The sequence below is a fragment of the Mesobacillus sp. LC4 genome, assembly GCF_053543455.1.
In genome coordinates, this window is the sequence record NZ_JBGCUB010000004.1 from 144088 (window position 1) to 161934 (window position 17847).

Consider the following 17847-nt stretch of genomic DNA (forward strand, 5'->3'; position numbering starts at 1 on the left):
GTAAAGAAGGAAAATAGTAATAAAGTAATGAAGTATTATATTCAGATGGAGCTGATTTTATCATCACCCAGAAAGGTCATGAATCAAAACAATGCAAAAGCAACAAGTTAACAAAAAAGACTTAATAAGTTTTAATCAATATCCAAATCGGAAGGATTTTTCTAATGAGATATGAAAGGCACCAGCACAAGAAAAGAAAAAAGAGGATCAGGTGGTCAAGTATTTTTCTGCTGCTATTCCTTCTGGTCGGAGCACTTGCTTTATATTCCTTTATGCAGTTCCGTTCAGGCGTAAGTAAATCGGAAAAGGCAGTGGAAGAAAACAAGCAGGAGTACCATTTCAATGGCGAGAGAGACCGCAATGGCCTGACGAATATCCTGTTGATTGGCAGTGATGCAAGAGGAAAGGAAACTTCGCGTTCAGATACGATCATGATTGCCAGCTATAATCCAGATACAGAGTCTTATAAACTAACTTCTATAATGAGGGATACGTATGTGGAAATACCGGGACATGGAAAAAATAAAATCAATGCAGCGTTTGCGTTTGGGGGTCCGGAATTATTAAGGCAGACAATTAAGGAGAATTTTGATGTCAGCCTCCAGTATTATTCAATCGTTGATTTTGAAGGGTTTGTCCGTCTGATTGATGAAGCATTCCCTGCGGGTGTTGAAGTCGATGTTGAAAAAAGAATGTCAGAGGGAATTGGGGTCACACTCGAACCGGGTGTCCAGAAACTGGATGGGCAACATCTTCTTGGGTATGTCCGGTTCCGCCATGATGCAGTAGGTGACTTTGGACGAGTTGAACGTCAGCAAAAAGTTATAAAGGAAGTTGGAAAGGAGTTTGCCAGCATCCAGACATTGCCGAAACTTCCTAAATTGGTAGGAGTTCTTACTCCGTTTATCAATACGAATATGGATACAGGCGATATCCTTTTCATGGGAAAAGGGTTGATTTCTAAGGATAATCGGAATATCGATACAATGAGGATACCCGTTGAGGGTACATTTGAAAATCAAAGGGTAAGCGGTGCGGGTGCCGTCCTGGTGATAAACATGGAAGAGAATAGGAATGCGCTGGAGGAATTTTTAACTCAGTAGCTAACTTGGTAAAAACTCCCCAAGATAAAAATAGAGGTGTACAATTATTTCTGAGAGGTAAATAGGATAAGGGATGAAAACCTTGTTGTTCAGGGTTTTGATTACCGAGTTGCTTGGACAAGGAGATTTCAATGGATGTTGAATTGATGAAAGAATGGTTTACAATCGAAAACATTATGGATTTGCTCAACCAATATCGTTCATTTGGGCCGATCCCCGGAATTCTTCTGCCAATGCTAGAGGCGTTTTTGCCATTCCTGCCATTGTTTTTATTTGTCATGGCGAATGCGAACGCGTTTGGGCTGTGGCTAGGATTTCTTTTTTCCTGGACTGGAGCCGTTCTGGGTGCTTTGCTCGTTTTCTTGATTTTTCGCAGGTACGGCCAGGGACGGATCTTAAGTTTTTTACAGCGTCACCCCAAAGTCCAGAAGGGGATGAATTGGATAGAACGCCACGGGTTTGGCCCGATATTCCTGTTGCTGTGCTTTCCCTTTACTCCATCTGCCCTCGTCAATATTGTTGCAGGGCTTTCGAAAATAAGCATGGCCCAATATATGCTTGCAGTGATAACAGGGAAAATGGTGATGATCTTTACCATCAGTTTCGTAGGATATGATATTCGGTCATTGATCACTAATCCGGCGCGGACTGCGATCGTTCTCGCAGTAATTGCGATTCTGTGGTATATCGGCAAAAGAATTGAAGTAAAAATGAATATGAGTGTTGGAAATGACGATAATGACAGATAGCAGGGTTTAACAGGATAAAAGGTGGTGAAGGAAGCGGATGAAAGAAATCGTGAAAAGGGAAGGGCTTGAATGGATCAAGGCTTTTGCTCTCGGAATGATCATATTTATCTTTATCAGGATTTTCTTTTTTTCCAATTATGTGGTTGAAGGGGAATCGATGCTTCCTACACTGGAAGATGGGAATAAAGTCGTTGTCAATAAGCTTGGATATGAGACAGAAAATCTCGAACGATTTGACGTGATTGTCTTCCATGCGAATAAGGAAGAAGACTTTGTGAAGAGGGTCATCGGCCTGCCAGGCGATAAAGTTGAATATCGAGAAGATATGTTATTCATCAACGGCAAAAAGGTGAAGGAACCATTTTTAAAGGAGTACCGGGAACAATCCCCTGTGGGCTACTTGACGGGCGATTTTACACTTCAGGACTTGACTGGGGCTGAAAGAGTGCCCGAAGGAAAATTGTTTGTCCTTGGCGATAACCGCCTCGGAAGCTGGGACAGCAGGCAGTTTGGTTTCATTTCAGAAAAGCAAGTGGTTGGCAAGGTTAATCTTAGATACTGGCCTCTTGAGGAAATGGATGTATCGTTCTGACCATACATAGAGAAGAGGGAAGACTCGTCAATTTTCGAGTCTTTTTTTATTTTGTTCATGTTAGACTAGAATCACTATTATAAAAACAGGGCGGAGATTACATGCAGGGAACATTGCCATTGATCAAAACGAAATTACTTGTTCCTGGTTTGCAGGAGCAATCGATAAGGCGAGCAAAATTATCGAGAAAAATGAAAGCGATTTCCGAGAAGCCGCTGACCATCATTCAGGCGGGCGCTGGCTATGGAAAGAGTACGGCTCTGGCCTTGCATGTCAAAGATCAGAAACAGACATGCTCTTGGTATACAATCACTACTTCTGATGATGATATTCTTCCGTTTCTATCCTATTTGACAGCCTCGATTCAAACCTTGTTCCCGGATTTTGGCCACGAGTTAATACCATATATGAAAAAAATGGAACGATACATTAGGGAAGAAGAGCTTAGCATGCTCTCTTCGCTTTTCATCAATGAGGTACTCCAGATACCTGAACAGATCGTTGTCATTTTAGATGATTTCCACGCAATCGAACATTCCTACCATATCAATGTCTGGATGGAGAAACTGCTGGAACATATGCCGAGCCATCTTCATCTGGTCATTTCAACCAGGACGAAGCCTGGTTGGAAAGTGCTGGCTAAGTTAAGGGCTAAAAATGAATTGAATGAAATCTCGAAGGCTGATTTGATTTTTGGCAAAGAGGAAATCGAGCTGCTTCTATCTGATTATTATCAGCTTGCCATCAGTGAGGAACAGATAGACCAGCTGTATCAAATTACAGAAGGGTGGGTCATTGCAATTGGAATGATCGCCCAGCAGCTTCCTCACCTGCAAAGTCTGGATGAACTCCTGGCAGAGCCCGCAAAGTCGCTAGAGGATTTATTTCAATACCTGGTTTATGAAGTGTTTTCGAAACAGCCTCCAATGATCCAGCAATTCCTTGAACAGACAAGTATCTTCGAGGAAATAAGCACGGATATATGCGATCACATCCTCGGAATGAACGGTTCCATCCAGATGCTGCAGCAGTTGACTGCGAAAAATCTGTTCATCCAGCAGATTGGTGATAGCCAGTTCAGGTATCACGCCCTTTTTCGCGAATTCCTCGAGACCAGGCTGATCACAAGCCAGCCTGGTCAATACAAGGTATTGATGATGAACAGTGCCCATTATTTTGAAAAGAAAGGGCAGTGGGAAGAGGCATTATATTGTTACGAGAAAATTGGCCAATACAGCGCTGCTGCAGCGATTATGGACGAACAGGGGATGGAACTTCTTGAAATGGGCAAGCTCGAGAATCTGCAGGAGCGGCTCGCAAAAATCCCCGTCGAGGATAAAAGCCGCTATTGTTCCCTTTTATTTCTTGAGGGAGAGGTGTACCGCTATCGGTCATTGTACAGGCAAGCGGAAGCATGTTATGAACAGGCAATACGGGCAGCTGACAGGATAGGGAAGGCAGAATGGAAAAGTAAGGCACTTGAAGGCAAAGCAAAAATTTATCTTGATACAATCCAGCCGCTTAAAGCTGAACGTATACTAGCTCAGGCAATTGAGCTTCGGGAAGCGGCGATGCTTGATGCTGCAGCGGAGGAAACGGGAAGGCTGTACCGTCTTCTTGCTGAAAACCTGATCAATTCCGGGCAGGCATTGAAGGCTGAAAGGTGGATTGAACGGGCAAGGTCGATGGGAGTCCATATAGAAGATGGAAACCTGGAAGCCCGGTTATATTTGAGGACCGGCCGATTTCAAGAAGCAAGAAGGATTTTAACGGATGCCAAGGCGACAGGCCATCTGGATGAAAAACTGCATTTGCCGCAATCACACAGGGAGACGGACCTGCTGCTGGCATTGATTGAAGCTTTTACAGGCAATGGCATGCAAGCAAAGACTTTATCTCAATCAGGGATTCAGAATGGAATTGATATCCAAGCTCCATTTGTGGAAGCTTGCGGATGGATCAGGATGGGCCATGCAGTCCAATTGATTGAACAATATGATCTAACTCTTGCTGAAAAATGCTATGAGACGGCACTTGATATCATGGGTCGCCTGAGCATTGAGCGCGGGAAGGCCGAACCGCTGATGGGCCTGTGCATTCTATATGGCTCAAGGCGTGAATTCGAAAGAGCTTCTGAGGCTGGAAGGAAGGCGCTGCTTGAAACAGAACAGGTGAAGGATGTATGGCTTTCAGCGCTTATTACACTCTGCCTGGCGATTGCGTCAATTTACAACGACAGACACAAGGAGGCGATCGAGAACCTTCATAAAGCAGAAGGGCTGATCGATCAGTGTGGTGATGAATTTGGCAGGATGCTGCTGTCATTTTGGAAGTCCTATTATTATTTTTCAGTAAATGAAGATGAGGAATTCAAAACAGCATTTTCTAGCTTCTTAAAATTGATGAAGACAGGAAGGTATGAATTTTTCCTGAAAAAGCGGACGACATTTGGGCCGAGGGACTTGCAAGTGTTCGCCCCTATGCTCATAGAAGCGGTAAAGAAATCCGTAGCTCCTGGATATGCCGAGAAGCTGTTGGAGGATTTGAAGATCCCGCGCCTGAGTGCTCATCCAGGCTATACATTAAGGGTCCAAACACTTGGCCAATTCCGGCTCTGGCTTGGAGACAGGGAAGTGGAGGATCGCGATTGGCAAAGAGGGAAGGCGAAAGAGCTATTCCAGCTATTCTTGACAAAGAGAAGCCAGTTCCTGATGAAGGAGGACATTTTCCAGATTCTTTGGCCAGCCCATGAGGAAAAGAATGCAGACCGAGATTTTAAGGTTGCCCTGAATGCCTTGAATAATGTTCTGGAGCCTGCACGCAAAGCGAGATCCACCCCGTTTTTCATCGTCAGGGAGGGAACGGGATACGGAATGAACCCCCAGGCAGCAATCGAGCTTGATTCACGTATATTCGAAGAATGGGCAGAAGCCGGCCTGGAAGAGAAGAACACCGAAAAATCAATGGAGGAACTGGAACGCGCCTTGAATTTATATAACGGGGATTATCTTCCTGAAAGAAGGTATGAGGACTGGTGCCTCAATGAACGGGAGCGGCTGCTTGTTTACTTTTTGCGGGGGGCGGAAAAACTGGCGCAGCTGAATGTAAGACGTGAAAACTATGATTCTGCCATTCATTGGTGCCAAAAAATCCTCCACAGGGACAGAACATGGGAGGAAGCCTATCGATTGCTGATGTTTTGCTATTATCGGAAAAACAATCGTCCGCAAGCCATACGCTGGTATAAAAAATGCAGTGAAGTGCTAGAGGAAGAACTGGGAGTCACCCCGCTGGAACCAACAAAGCATATGTATGAGATGATCATTGAAGGACATAATCAATAGACTTACAGGAGGTTTGGAATGGAGACAACTAAAAGACAGATTCATAGTTCATTGAAGGTTTTATTGGTATCGGACCTGGAAAAATCGCGGAGATTTTACAGTGATGTATTAGGCTGCGAGGTCACGGACTGGTGGGTCATCCGTGATGGATTTTCAGGGCTGGCAATAAAACTGTTAGAAGCCAGCGACCCGGAGGAAGTGAGGCCTAATCCGCCGGCAGCAGGGGATCAGCAGGGATTCGATCTTTATTGCTATGTAGAAGATTGGAAGTCGCTTGATGAGTTATATCATGAATTCAAGGAAAAGGGGGCGCATATTGCCATCGAGCCACGGGTTGATGAAAATAATGGTCCCTGGAAGGAGTTTGCCGTCAAAGACCTTGATGGCTATTGCATTGCTTTTGGCGGAACAGACGGCTTTTGAATTGGAAATTTTGCAACCTTTTACTGCCTTAAGCCACAGTTAAAATGGTGTCAAAATAACTCTTCAGGATCAGCCATCTTGCAGGATAGGTGATAGCAAAATCCTTTATAGATTCATTTGAGTACATCAGCAGGCAATCGATCTGCTTTTTATGGAGTTTTAGATCATAGAGCAGGGCGTGTGGAATCGTATAATGCTCGTTCAGCTGGTATGGATTTAATTTTACAGGCTGAATTCTCTCTTTCTTCATGAAATCAAGCATCAGGTTTTGCTGTATTTCAGCACTTTTATTATCGGCTTGTCCGTTTATATGAATCTTTTCATTGATCAAATAGATTCCCATCATAGAAATCCCCTCCATGCTTTAGGCAGTTTAGTAACGTTATTGCCATAAAAATTGGAGGGGATACTATTTTATTCGGAACTTTTAGCTAAAAAGGTCCATTTTACCGATGTTGGTACTTATAAATCAATCCTGCAATGATATTTGCCGGAATGAACAAAATATTCGATTGCAGGTTCATATGAAGGATTTCTTCCTGCACAGGCATTTCCTCGTACATTTGACTTTGTGAAAGCTGCTTCTTTTTCTTTATTTCTTCCATTCTTTTTATATATCCGTACTGGATCGGCGTCATGATGATGGTCGTAATGATCCATGGAAGTGTGAAAAGGGTCATGATAAACAAAAATACGGGAATCCATCGAAGTTGTCCCCCTCTCTCTATACGGAATACACCTCTTTTGACTTTCACTTTTAACTGCATTTTAGAACAACAACCATTAATCTCCAGCATGATGTAACTCATTTGTAACTGGCATTCTTTAAGATGATGTCAAAGCTTGTGGGCTTTGGAATACCAATTTTAAAGGGGGAAAGGAAATGAAAGCTGGACAGCGGAATTTTGTTTTATCTTTTATGCTCATTTTGGTCCTGTTGTTTACAAGTGCCTGCAGTGGATCGGGGACAGAAAAGTCAGGCGGCACTGAAGGGAAAGAAGGAAAGGAAGAACCGAAGAACACCGAACCGATCAAGATTGGGGTGCTGGCTTCGCAAACAGGCGGGCTTGAAGCTTATGGGAAGCAGACACTCCGCGGATTTGAGCTCGGCCTTGAATACGCAACGAATGGAACAAATGAAGTAGCGGGCCGTAAAATTGAATTCATTGTTGAAGATACGGAAACAAAACCTGAGGTAGCGGTCCAGAAAGCAACGAAACTTCTTGAAGAGGATGAAGTAGACTTCCTGGTCGGATCTTCAAGCTCAGGTGATACGCTGGCAGTCCTGCCATTGGCAGAGGAATATGAAAAAATCATGATTGTCGAGCCGGCTGTTGCGGACAGCATTACAGGCTCTGAATTCAATGAATATATCTTCCGCACAGCGCGTAACTCTTCTCAGGATGCTGTTGCGGGTGCCGCTGCAATTGCCAAAGATGGTGTGAAAATCGCCACGCTTGCACCGGATTATTCTTTTGGCCGCGATGGCGTCGCAGCGTTCAAAGAAGCAGCCGAAAAACTTGGCGCGGAAATCGTCCATGAAGAATATGCAGATCCTGCTGCAACTGACTTCACTTCGAACATCCAGAAAATCATCGACCAAAAACCGGATTACTTATTTGTCGTCTGGGCTGGAGCGAATTCTCCTTGGAACCAGATTTCAGATATGAAGGTCCAGGAAAAAGGAATCAAAATTTCCACAGGTGCTCCTGATATCGCAGCACTTGCAACGATGGAGCCGCTTGTCGGCATGGAAGGCTTCACAGTCTATTATCATGATCTCCCGCAAAATGACATCAATAAATGGCTTGTTGATGAACATAAAAAGCGCTTTAACGATGAGCTTCCAGATCTATTCACGCCAGGAGGCATGACAGCCGCAATGGCGATTGTCGAAGCTTTAAAGAAAACAGAGGGTGACACCGATTCCAAGAAATTGATCGAGACAATGGAAGGAATGAGCTTTGATTCACCGAAAGGCAAAATGACCTTCCGTGAAGAGGATCATCAGGCACTCCAAGCATTATATGCAATCAAATTGGAGAAAAAGGATGGAGTTGACTATCCAGTTCCAGTCCTGATCCGCGAGCTCTCTCCAGAAGAAACAGCTCCACCGATCCGGAATTAACAAACAGATCCATAATGAACTTCGGTAACCTAGCCGAAGTTCATTATGCTTTTACTGAATCGGTGCAAAGGCGTAATTCAATTAAGGGTGGTGAAGTAGATGACGGCAATTATCGAGACGAAAGACCTCAGTATTACATTTGGCGGCCATACCGCCGTAGATTCTGTCAGCATTTCCGTTCCGCATAATCATTTCAAATCGATCATCGGTCCAAACGGTGCCGGAAAAACGACTTTCTTCAACCTGTTAAGCGGACAGCTCGTGCCGACGAAGGGACAGGTCATGTATAAAGGCAATGACATCACAAAGCTTTCTCCAACCAAAAGGACGAGGGCAGGAATCGGAAGGTCCTTCCAGATTACCAATGTCTTCCCAAATTTGACGGTAATCGAAAATGTCCGTCTTGCGGTGCAGTCACATGAAGGGGTCCGCTTTCAGATGCTCAGGCATTTCCGTTCTTTTAAAAAGTTTGAGGAGCAGGCAGTAGAGTGGCTGAAACTGGTCTTGCTTGATGGCAAGAAGGATGCGCTAGCGAGGAACCTTGCCCACGGTGAAAAAAGGAAGCTGGAAATAGCTATGCTGCTGGCTTTGAACACCGAAGTGCTGCTGCTGGATGAACCGACGGCAGGCATGTCACTGGAAGAGGTTCCGGCAATCCTGGAGGTAATCAGGAAAATCAAGGAGCGCGGTGACCGGACGATCATTTTGATTGAACACAAAATGGATATGATCATGGATCTTTCGGATTCGATTATGGTTTTATTCAATGGTGCTCTGCTCGCCGATGGGACGCCGGAGGAAATCATGAAAAATGAAACGGTCCAATCTGCATATTTGGGAGGTTTGCATAGTGAGCACGCTGCTGAAGCTTGACCAGGTGGAGACATTCATAGGTCAGTATCATATCCTTCAAGGCATCTCTTTTGAAGTGCCAAAGGGGGAGGTTACCGTACTGCTTGGACGGAATGGAGCCGGAAAAACAACGACCCTGAGAACCATCATGGGACTTAATCCGGCTGCTAAAGGTACGGTTCATTTCAAAGGTGAAGAAATCAAGAGCCTGCCAACCTATACGATTGCCAATAGAGGCATCGGTTATGTTCCAGAAGATCAGGGGATTTTTGCCGGCCTGAGCGTAGAGGAAAATATAAAGGTAGCGATCAAAAAGGAAAATGATGAAACCCGGCAGCGTCTGGACTGGATTCTTGAGCTTTTTCCTGATTTAAAAAAATTCTGGAAAAAACCAGGCGGCCTTTTGAGTGGCGGCCAGAAGCAGATGCTTTCTATCGCGAGAGCCTATGTCAATAACAATGAACTGCTGTTGATCGATGAACCAAGCAAAGGTCTCGCTCCGATTGTTGTGGAGAAGGTGATGGAGTCGATTCAGCAGATGAAGGACCAGACAACAATCATTCTTGTGGAACAAAACTTCATGATGGCCAGCAGTATTGGCGACCGCTTTTACATTATCGATGATGGCAGGACGGTTTCGAACGGCCCGATGAACCTCCTTCGTGAGGACGAAGAAATGAGAAGGAAATATCTCGGCATTGCATAGGAAAGGGGGAAGCAAGAGTGGATGTATTGATTAATTTAAGCCTTAACGGCCTTGCCACAGGAATGCTGATCTTCCTCCTGGCAGCCGGTCTTACCTTGATTTTCGGCCTGATGGACGTGCTTAATTTTGCCCATGGCGGGCTGTTTGCCTGGGGTGCCTATAGCGGGATATGGATTTATTCATCAACAGGCAGCTTTTTTGCCGGGATCATCGGTGCCATCCTTACGGGCATGATTCTTGGCATCATCACCGAGCGCTGGATCATCAAGCCGGTTTATGGCAACCATGTGCAGCAAATATTAATCACGCTCGGCCTGATGCTTGTTTTATCAGAGATGTTAAAAGTGGTATGGGGCCCTAACCAGATTTCAGCGGCAACCCCTGATTACCTTTCTGGCAGCTGGGAGTTTGGCGGGATCATCATCATCAAGTACCGGGTTTTCATCATTGTCGTAGGGTTTGCGGTATTCCTCGCTGTACAATATTTGCTTAAAAAGACAAAGATCGGGCTTGTCGTCCGCGCCGGAGTCATGAATAAGGAAATGGTCCAATCACTGGGCGTCAACATCCAGAGAGTATTCATGTTCGTGTTCATGATTGGCGCTGGAATGGCGGCCTTAGGCGGAATGCTTTTAGGACCCTATTCTGGCGTGATTTATGCGGATATGGGCATGGAGTTTGCGATCCTTGCGTTCATAGTGGTGGTCATTGGCGGAATGGGCAGCTTTACAGGATCAGTAATGGCCGCAATTTTAGTTGGCCTGTCAGGTTCATTCATGGCCTATTATGTTCCAGACCTCGCTTTGGCTGCGAACATGCTGCTGATGGCCGTCGTGCTTATTTTCAGGCCGCAGGGCTTATTCGGAGTAAAGGGGTGAGAAGAGGATGACAAGAATGTTTTCAAATCGCATGAACATCTTATATTTGCTTGTCGCCGGGTTCCTGGCAGTACTTCCGTTTGTCTACGATTCTAGAAGCATGCTCATCCTGCTCTCCCAGGTGTTCATTTTTGCCGTACTGGCGATGAGCTACGACATCCTCCTTGGTTACACCGGCATCGTTTCGTTCGGCCATGCGATGTTCTTCGGTATTGGGGCGTATACAGTGGGTGTTTTCATGAAAAGGTTTGAACCGGAAACAAGCTATTTTCTGCTGGCTGTCCTCGTGACGGTTTTGCTGACTGCTGTGGTCAGCTATTTCGTCGGATTGCTGACACTGCGCTTGAAAAGCCATTTTTACGCCATGCTAACGATGGCATTCGCTGGATTGTTCTTGGTGCTCGCTGAAAAATGGCGGACCGTAACTTATGGAAATGACGGCTTCACCTTCAGGGTTCCGGACTTCCTTAAGGACAGGACTGATTTCTACCTGATTTGCCTTGGTTCGATGGTTCTGGTCTTCATTTTATTAAAAAGATTCACCAACTCCCCGCTTGGAAGAGTTCTTCAGGCGATCAGGGAAAATGAGCAGCGTACAGAATCGCTTGGCTATAGTGTCTTACAATATAAAGTCATTGCCAGTGTCGTCTCGGGAGTGATCGCTGGGATTGCGGGGATTTTATATGCTGTTTCCTTAAGGTTCGTTAACACGAGTGTTTTTACAATGGATATCACGCTGGATGCCTTGCTGATGACGATCATCGGAGGCGTCGGGACGCTGGTCGGTGCCATCATCGGTGCGGGAATCATTGAGTTTTCCCATCACTGGCTGACTGAGCTGGCAAAGGTTCACTGGATTTTTGAAAGATGGATCATCTTTTTCGGCATCCTTTATATTCTCGCTGTCATGTTTTTCCCTCAGGGGATTGTCGGTTCGCTGCAAAAGCTGAAATTGAGAAAGAAAAAGAAGATTGAGGTCACGGTTGATTCAGAGACAGTAAGTCAGGGAGACTTATGATGGAAACAAAGCAAGTTACTTCATTCGTACTCCGCTTCCAGCTCACGGACATCGAAAGTGACAGCGGCAGAAAATACTGGAGGGTCAAGGTAACCCATGTGCAGGAAGAAAAAGAAGCAGTGTTTGATTCTTTAGAGTCTGCAATGGAATTTATCAAAGGAATTGTCGGAGAATCATAGTACGGCTTTTTCTTTTAAAAAGTATAAACTTTTGCACTTAGATTAGTGTCTAGCTCCAGCGCCTAGCCAGTTTTCATCACTGTGAGTGCCTCCTCGAGTATCTTGCGAGAAGCGTTAGCTTTGAGCAGCTCGAGGTCGCTTCAGACCTGCCAATGAAGTCAAAGAACGACTTCACTGGCAGGCCCTCCAGCGCTTGTCGGGGCTGACCAAGGCACTTGCGCTTTTCTTAAAGGAGGAACCAAGATGCAGATTGGCATTGTTAGTACAGGAATCTACCTTCCTGAAAATTTTGTTACAGGAGCAGAAATTGCTTTGTTGGCAGGAATTCCCGAACCTGTTGTGGAAGAGAAAATGGGAATCAGGAAAAAGCCGGTGCCAGGGCCGGAAGACCATACATGCGAAATGGGAATCAAGGCTGCGAGGGTTGCATTGGAAGAAGCGAACCTCGATCCGCTGGACATCGACCTAGTCATCTATATTGGCGAGGAATACAAAGAGTACCCATTATGGACAGCCGGCATCAAATTGCAGGAGGAAATCGGTGCAAGAAATGCCTGGGCCTTCGACACGGCCTTAAGATGCGGAACGACTGTGATGGCTCTGAAGCTGGCGAAGGGAATGATGGTCTCTGATCCAGCAATCAATACCGTCCTCCTCGCCGGAGGCTACCGAAATGGTGATTTCATAGATTACCAGAATCCGAGAACAAGGTTCATGTACAATCTCGGAGCGGGCGGCGGTGCGATTATCTTGCAAAAGGGCCATCAGGAAAACATTCTGCTCGAAACAGAAATGATTACGGATGGTTCTTTTTCCGAGGATGTCGTCGTCGTTGCCGGGGGAACAAAAAATCCGATTTCAGCAGAAAGCCTGGCACAAGGCCTGTATCAGCTGGATGTCCTCGATCCGAAGGGAATGAAGGAGCGGCTCGAACAAAAGTCGATGGCCAATTTTTTAAAAGTCATCCGTCGGTCCGTGGAGAAAAGCGGTTTTTCCGAGAAGGACATCGCCTACATCGGAATGCTTCACATGAAACGGTCGGCTCATGAATTTGTATTGAGGGAGCTGGGGCTCGAGGGCGAAAACTCCATCTACCTGGAAGACTATGGGCACATCGGACAGATTGACCAGATCCTGTCTCTGGAATTGGCAGAAAAGGCAGGAAAATTAAAGGATGGAGACGTTGTCGTCCTAGTCAGTGCCGGCATCGGTTATGCATGGGGAGCAACGACTATTGTTTGGGGAAAGGGCGTGTTGTAATGGAAAAAACGGCAGTTGAATTGAAGAAGGTTGACTTGCCAAATGGGGAAACAATCGCGTATAGGGAACGGGACGGCGGAACTAAAAATGTACTACTGGTCCATGGCAATATGACATCATCAAAGCATTGGGACTTGTTGATTGATGGAATCGCCCCTGAATATAAAGTATATGCGATAGACCTGCGGGGGTTCGGCGAGTCCAGCTATCATCAGCCAGTCATGTCGATCAAGGATTTTTCCGATGATGTAAAAATGTTTGTCGATGAAATTGGGCTGAAGGATTTTTCACTTGTTGGCTGGTCAACAGGAGGAGCGGTAGGAATGCAGTTTGCCGCTGATTACCCTGGCTATTGTGAAAAGCTTGTGCTGCTCGCTTCGGCATCCACAAGGGGATATCCGTTCTTCGGCACAAGTGCGGAAGGGTTGCCTGATGTGAACAATAGGCTGGTTACTTATGAGGAAGTTAAGGCAGATGCTGGTAAAACGATAGCCGTCCAGAGTGCTTACGACCAGCAAAATAAAGGATTTCTAAAGGCGATGTGGAATATGTTGATTTATACCGATCGTCAACCGGAAGAGCGGCATTATGACGAGTATGTGGATGATATGCTCTCGCAGCGCAATCTTGCTGAAGTCTACCATTCTCTTAATACTTTTAACATCAGTGCTTTAAATAATGGCTTGAAGGATGGAACAGACCAGGTGAAGGATATCCAGATTCCTGTGCTTGTGCTCCGGGGTGACCGGGATCTCGTTGTCACTGAGAGAATGGCAGATGAGATTGTCGAAGACTTTGCTGGACGTGCAAGGTTTGTGAAATTGAAGGGGTGCGGGCACTCGCCATTAGTGGATGACCTGGATCAGCTATTGCAGCATATTGAAGAATTTTTAGCAGAGTAGGAAGGTGTTTTTATGAGGTTGAAAGATAAAGTAGCGATTATTACAGGAGCAGCGAATGGAATCGGGCTTGCTGCAGCTAAAACTTTTGCCAGTGAAGGCGCAAGGGTTGCCATGGCGGACTTTAACGAGGAAACAGGATCCAAACGTGCAGCTGAACTGTCAGCTGAAGGCTATGATGTCGCTTTTTTTCAGGTGGATGTCGCCGACAGATCCAGTGTTGACTCGCTGGTCCAAAATGTTCTTGGCCATTTTGGCAAAATTGACATTTTAATAAATAATGCAGGCATCACCAGGGATGGAATGCTGCATAAGCTTGCGGCCGAGGACTTTCAAAAAGTCGTTGATGTCAACCTGACGGGTGTATTCAATTGTGCCCAGGCGGTTGTTCCGGCAATGGTCCAGCAAGGTTCAGGCAGAATCATCAATACATCCTCCGTTTCAGGCATATACGGCAATGTAGGCCAGACAAACTACGCAGCGACCAAAGCAGGAGTCGTTGGGATGACGAAAACATGGGCGAAGGAACTCGGCCGCAAAGGAATCAATGTCAATGCAGTCGCTCCCGGATTCATCGAAACAGGGATGACCGCTGCGGTGCCGGACAAAGTGATTGAACAAATGAAAATGCTCGTCCCGCTTGGAAGGCTCGGTTTGCCAGAGGACATCGCACATGCCTACTTATTCCTCGCATCAGACGAGTCCAAATACGTGAACGGCACCACCCTCCATGTCGATGGCGGGATCATGATGTAAAAACAAAAAGCGCAAGCGGCTCGAGCTGCTTAAAGCTAACGCTTCTCGCAAGATACTCGGAGAAGCACTCCCGTGGATGAAAACTGGCTAGGCGCTGGAGCTGGATTACGCTGTAAAAGCGCACTTGATGCGCTTTTTTATTTTGCGATTAGAGAAAAGGGGATTAAAATCCCTTCAGCGGGGATTAAATTTGACTTAACGGGGATTAAAGTTCTGGAATAGGGGATTAAATTGGCTTCAACGAGGAATAAATGTTGCAGCCGTGAAAAATAATAGTTTCAACCGTTTAACTACCCGACCCAACCATGAAAAAACCATTCCAACCGTCTATTAATACGCCTCAACCGTTTAAAAAACATCGCTAACCGTTGATAAAATTCATCCAACCGTTAAATAAATCCTCTAACCGCTCAAATTCCCCCAAACTGGTATTACAACCGATCTAACTGGTATTAAAATTGACGCAACTGGTATTAAAATTGTCCTAACTGGTATTAAATCTCCCCTAACTGGCATTAAACCTAACTGATCCCATGCGCTTGGCCAAACGCACACTAAAAAACGAATAATAAAATGTTCATCTCCCTTTGTGAGTTCACCGATATTCGCTTTATGGTTAACTTCCCTCCAAAAGTGGTAAATGGTATTAAAAAAGGATGAGGTGCTGTACATGGAAGAAACAAAGCAGAAGTACTACTTTAATATAGAAAGCGGCGAGGTGCTCGACACGCCGGCTGAGCCCGAGGGCCATTTATTCACGTTGATTGCTACCGGTGAGGAAATCAAGGATTTGCGGGAGTATCTCACCGAGAACTATAAAGCGGATTGGGCCACTTACGGGAATTCCCACCTTCACCCTTTTACAGACCCAGACCGTGAGCATGCAGATTATGACTTTGCGATGAAGGAAATTTACGCGATGGTCTACAAACTGGGTGATGCCGAAGCAAGGCATCATGTGAAAAGTATGGAAATCTTTACAGAAGACGAGTTGAAGGGCATATAAACTTTTTGACGCCATGGCAGATGCTGTGGTGTTTTTTGTTGTTTAGAGTATAAAATGATTTAGCTGTGAAACTAGAAGTAGCTTTCTTAATCCAGCTTCAGCGCCTAGCCCCTCGAGTCGCTTCGGTCCACCCAATGAAGTCAAAGAACGACTTCACTGGTCGGCCCTCCAGCGCTTGTCGGGGCTGACCAAGGCGCTTGCGCTTTTTGTTATGTAACTATCCTGTAACTCCCATCTCCTAAAATGAATTCATCAAGACGAGAGAAGGAGAGATTGCGGTGAGGTGGGAGCTCGACTGGCTTGGATCGAGAGCGGGATTGACACCGGATGCAGTTGCGGTTGCCGATGCAGGGACGGATCAGGAATGGTCATACAGGGAAGTCAATGATCGGGCTAAAGCAATCGCGGTGTGGCTAAGTGAAAAGGGTGTCAAAAAAGGCGACAGGGTTGCGCTGCTTGCGCCGAACGGAATCAGTTACTTTGATTTGCTGTTTGCCTGCGGGAAGATTGGCGCCATTTTTGTGCCGCTGAACTGGAGGCTGTCCCTCGATGAGTTGGCATATATAATAAAGGACTGTGAGCCCAGGCTACTGGCGTTCCATTCCAATTTTACAAAAGAAGTGACGATGATTTGGGATGAAGAAGACCTTTGCATTCAAATCAATGGTTCACGATACGGGCAGTTGCTTGACGTAACAGTTGGCCAGTTGGGTGCAGAAAAAGTGGAGGAAGAAGATCCGTTGGCGATGATTTATACAGGTGGGACCACCGGAAAACCAAAAGGAGCGGTTCTGTCACATCGCGCCATCATTTGGAACAGCATTTCTACGATCGCCAGCTGGAATCTGACGAATGAAGACAGAACGGTGACATATTTACCATTATTCCATACGGGAGGATTGAACGCTCTTTCCATTCCGATCCTGATGGCCGGGGGCACCGTCGTCCTGGCCAATGATTTCTCACCTGAAAGTGCGATTAGGAACTTAATTGAGCATAGTTGCACAATCGTCCTGTTTGTACCGACGATGCATCATATGTTAGTGAAATCCGATCTTTTCCAGAAGACGAAATTTGAGGATTTAAAGCTGTTTTTATCAGGAGGTGCGCCGTGCCCGCTTGAAATTTATGAAGCATACAAACAGAAAGGCATCGCCTTCAAGGAGGGGTATGGACTGACAGAGGCCGGCCCGAATAATTTTTACATAGATCCTTCAGAGGCAGATGTAAAAAGGGGCTCAGTCGGTAAGCCAATGCTTTTCCATAATATCAGGATTCTGGATGAAACCGGTATAGAGGTCAGAGAGGATGAGGTCGGTGAACTCGTCATTCAAGGGAATCATGCATTTTCTTATTACTGGAAAAATAAAAACGCGACCGCAGACACCTTGAAGGACGGCTGGCTCCATACAGGTGACCTGGCGAAGAGGGATAAAGATGGATATTACTACATTGTCGGCAGGAAAAAAGAGATGATCATCACAGGCGGTGAAAATGTATTTCCACTCGAGATCGAGCACTGGCTTTGCTCACACCCTTCCATCCAGGAGGCGGCGGTCATCGGGGTGGCAGATGATAAATGGGGTGAAGTAGTAACGTCCTATATTGTCCTTGAAGAAGGAGCAGGAGCAGCTTTGTCTGAAGGGGATGTTAAGCAATATTGTAAACAAAAACTCGGCAGCTATAAAGTCCCTAAAAACATTTATTTTATCAGTCAAATGCCGAAAACACATGTCGGGAAAATCGACAAGAAACTGTTGAAGGAAATGGCAGGTAAAAAGCAAAAGCCAGTCAGTTGAAAGTGGGACTTCGGAATATAATGTGATTTTAAAAATAAACAGCCATGAGTCATGATATACCGTGATTCTAAGGAATAAGTGACCACAACTACGGAATATATCAATTTTTCAAGTTCAGGGAAAAGTTTACTTACCCGAAACATAAAAAAGGCATT

Annotated in this window: 19 protein-coding genes; 17 read left to right on the forward strand and 2 right to left on the reverse strand. The window is 45.6% G+C overall.

Going from position 1 to position 17847, the window contains the following annotated elements; genetic code table 11:
• Positions 1-164: 164 nt before the first annotated feature.
• The 5 genes from AB5I83_RS14065 (at position 165) to AB5I83_RS14085 (ending at position 6211) form a co-directional block, all read left to right on the forward strand.
• The gene (locus tag AB5I83_RS14065) at positions 165-1103 is read left to right on the forward strand and encodes an LCP family protein (protein WP_448976095.1); all 939 of its coding nucleotides are present in this window, start codon (positions 165-167) and stop codon (positions 1101-1103) included.
• A gap of 131 nt (positions 1104-1234) precedes the next feature.
• Positions 1235-1852 (forward strand): TVP38/TMEM64 family protein, encoded by a 618-nt coding sequence (locus AB5I83_RS14070; RefSeq protein ID WP_448976096.1) that lies wholly within the window; start codon positions 1235-1237, stop codon positions 1850-1852.
• A gap of 37 nt (positions 1853-1889) precedes the next feature.
• Entirely contained in the window at positions 1890-2444 is a 555-nt protein-coding gene (gene lepB, locus AB5I83_RS14075; RefSeq protein WP_448976097.1) for a signal peptidase I, read from the forward strand.
• A 101-nt stretch (positions 2445-2545) separates the two neighbouring features.
• Positions 2546-5788, forward strand: a complete 3243-nt coding sequence (locus AB5I83_RS14080) for a BTAD domain-containing putative transcriptional regulator (RefSeq protein ID WP_448976098.1) — start codon at positions 2546-2548, stop codon at positions 5786-5788.
• An 18-nt stretch (positions 5789-5806) separates the two neighbouring features.
• Positions 5807-6211 (forward strand): VOC family protein, encoded by a 405-nt coding sequence (locus tag AB5I83_RS14085; protein ID WP_448976099.1) that lies wholly within the window; start codon positions 5807-5809, stop codon positions 6209-6211.
• 28 nt (positions 6212-6239) lie between these two features.
• Here AB5I83_RS14085 and AB5I83_RS14090 read toward each other — a convergent pair whose 3' ends face one another.
• Both AB5I83_RS14090 and AB5I83_RS14095 read right to left on the reverse strand, forming a co-directional pair.
• The gene (locus AB5I83_RS14090; protein WP_167832118.1) at positions 6240-6557 is read right to left on the reverse strand and encodes a hypothetical protein; all 318 of its coding nucleotides are present in this window, start codon (positions 6555-6557) and stop codon (positions 6240-6242) included.
• A 100-nt stretch (positions 6558-6657) separates the two neighbouring features.
• Positions 6658-7008 (reverse strand): DUF3949 domain-containing protein, encoded by a 351-nt coding sequence (locus AB5I83_RS14095; protein WP_448976100.1) that lies wholly within the window; start codon positions 7006-7008, stop codon positions 6658-6660.
• Positions 7009-7094: 86 nt separating this feature from the next.
• On the opposite strand from AB5I83_RS14095, the gene AB5I83_RS14100 reads away from it, so the two are divergent.
• The 12 genes from AB5I83_RS14100 (at position 7095) to AB5I83_RS14155 (ending at position 17692) form a co-directional block, all read left to right on the forward strand.
• A complete protein-coding gene (locus AB5I83_RS14100) occupies positions 7095-8339 on the forward strand; it encodes a substrate-binding domain-containing protein (RefSeq protein WP_448976101.1) in 1245 nt (414 codons plus the stop codon).
• A 99-nt stretch (positions 8340-8438) separates the two neighbouring features.
• A complete protein-coding gene (locus AB5I83_RS14105) occupies positions 8439-9212 on the forward strand; it encodes an ABC transporter ATP-binding protein (RefSeq protein WP_167832120.1) in 774 nt (257 codons plus the stop codon).
• Positions 9190-9897, forward strand: a complete 708-nt coding sequence (locus tag AB5I83_RS14110; protein ID WP_448976102.1) for an ABC transporter ATP-binding protein — start codon at positions 9190-9192, stop codon at positions 9895-9897. Before AB5I83_RS14105 ends, AB5I83_RS14110 begins: the two co-directional genes overlap by 23 nt.
• 17 nt (positions 9898-9914) lie before the next feature.
• Positions 9915-10775: a branched-chain amino acid ABC transporter permease gene (locus AB5I83_RS14115; protein ID WP_448976103.1), complete on the forward strand. Its 861-nt coding sequence runs from the start codon at positions 9915-9917 to the stop codon at positions 10773-10775.
• A gap of 16 nt (positions 10776-10791) precedes the next feature.
• Complete coding sequence (locus tag AB5I83_RS14120) at positions 10792-11793, forward strand: branched-chain amino acid ABC transporter permease (protein WP_448976455.1); 1002 nt, start codon at positions 10792-10794, stop codon at positions 11791-11793.
• Entirely contained in the window at positions 11790-11972 is a 183-nt protein-coding gene (locus tag AB5I83_RS14125) for a hypothetical protein (protein WP_167832123.1), read from the forward strand. Before AB5I83_RS14120 ends, AB5I83_RS14125 begins: the two co-directional genes overlap by 4 nt.
• Before the next feature lie 243 nt (positions 11973-12215).
• Positions 12216-13232 carry a 3-oxoacyl-ACP synthase gene (locus tag AB5I83_RS14130; RefSeq protein ID WP_448976104.1) on the forward strand — a complete coding sequence of 339 codons (1017 nt, stop codon included), beginning with the start codon at positions 12216-12218 and terminating at the stop codon, positions 13230-13232.
• Positions 13232-14134, forward strand: coding sequence for an intracellular short-chain-length polyhydroxyalkanoate depolymerase (gene phaZ / locus AB5I83_RS14135; protein WP_448976105.1), 903 nt, complete (start codon positions 13232-13234; stop codon positions 14132-14134). Before AB5I83_RS14130 ends, phaZ begins: the two co-directional genes overlap by 1 nt.
• A 12-nt stretch (positions 14135-14146) precedes the next feature.
• Positions 14147-14887, forward strand: coding sequence for a 3-oxoacyl-ACP reductase FabG (fabG, locus tag AB5I83_RS14140; protein WP_448976106.1), 741 nt, complete (start codon positions 14147-14149; stop codon positions 14885-14887).
• 72 nt (positions 14888-14959) lie between these two features.
• Positions 14960-15109 carry a hypothetical protein gene (locus tag AB5I83_RS14145; RefSeq protein WP_448976107.1) on the forward strand — a complete coding sequence of 50 codons (150 nt, stop codon included), beginning with the start codon at positions 14960-14962 and terminating at the stop codon, positions 15107-15109.
• Between the two features lie 448 nt (positions 15110-15557).
• Positions 15558-15893, forward strand: coding sequence for a hydrolase (locus AB5I83_RS14150; protein WP_448976108.1), 336 nt, complete (start codon positions 15558-15560; stop codon positions 15891-15893).
• Positions 15894-16171: 278 nt separating this feature from the next.
• Positions 16172-17692, forward strand: a complete 1521-nt coding sequence (locus tag AB5I83_RS14155) for a class I adenylate-forming enzyme family protein (RefSeq protein WP_448976109.1) — start codon at positions 16172-16174, stop codon at positions 17690-17692.
• The last annotated feature ends 155 nt before the right edge of the window (positions 17693-17847 follow it).

Coding starts and splice junctions, on each gene's coding strand:
- AB5I83_RS14065 (WP_448976095.1), top strand. CDS start 165: ATGAGATATGAAAGGCACCAGCACAAGAAAAGAAAAAAGAGGATCAGG.
- AB5I83_RS14070 (WP_448976096.1), top strand. CDS start 1,235: ATGGATGTTGAATTGATGAAAGAATGGTTTACAATCGAAAACATTATG.
- lepB (WP_448976097.1), top strand. CDS start 1,890: ATGAAAGAAATCGTGAAAAGGGAAGGGCTTGAATGGATCAAGGCTTTT.
- AB5I83_RS14080 (WP_448976098.1), top strand. CDS start 2,546: ATGCAGGGAACATTGCCATTGATCAAAACGAAATTACTTGTTCCTGGT.
- AB5I83_RS14085 (WP_448976099.1), top strand. CDS start 5,807: ATGGAGACAACTAAAAGACAGATTCATAGTTCATTGAAGGTTTTATTG.
- AB5I83_RS14090 (WP_167832118.1), bottom strand. CDS start 6,557: ATGATGGGAATCTATTTGATCAATGAAAAGATTCATATAAACGGACAA.
- AB5I83_RS14095 (WP_448976100.1), bottom strand. CDS start 7,008: ATGCTGGAGATTAATGGTTGTTGTTCTAAAATGCAGTTAAAAGTGAAA.
- AB5I83_RS14100 (WP_448976101.1), top strand. CDS start 7,095: ATGAAAGCTGGACAGCGGAATTTTGTTTTATCTTTTATGCTCATTTTG.
- AB5I83_RS14105 (WP_167832120.1), top strand. CDS start 8,439: ATGACGGCAATTATCGAGACGAAAGACCTCAGTATTACATTTGGCGGC.
- AB5I83_RS14120 (WP_448976455.1), top strand. CDS start 10,792: ATGTTTTCAAATCGCATGAACATCTTATATTTGCTTGTCGCCGGGTTC.
- AB5I83_RS14125 (WP_167832123.1), top strand. CDS start 11,790: ATGATGGAAACAAAGCAAGTTACTTCATTCGTACTCCGCTTCCAGCTC.
- AB5I83_RS14130 (WP_448976104.1), top strand. CDS start 12,216: ATGCAGATTGGCATTGTTAGTACAGGAATCTACCTTCCTGAAAATTTT.
- phaZ (WP_448976105.1), top strand. CDS start 13,232: ATGGAAAAAACGGCAGTTGAATTGAAGAAGGTTGACTTGCCAAATGGG.
- fabG (WP_448976106.1), top strand. CDS start 14,147: ATGAGGTTGAAAGATAAAGTAGCGATTATTACAGGAGCAGCGAATGGA.
- AB5I83_RS14150 (WP_448976108.1), top strand. CDS start 15,558: ATGGAAGAAACAAAGCAGAAGTACTACTTTAATATAGAAAGCGGCGAG.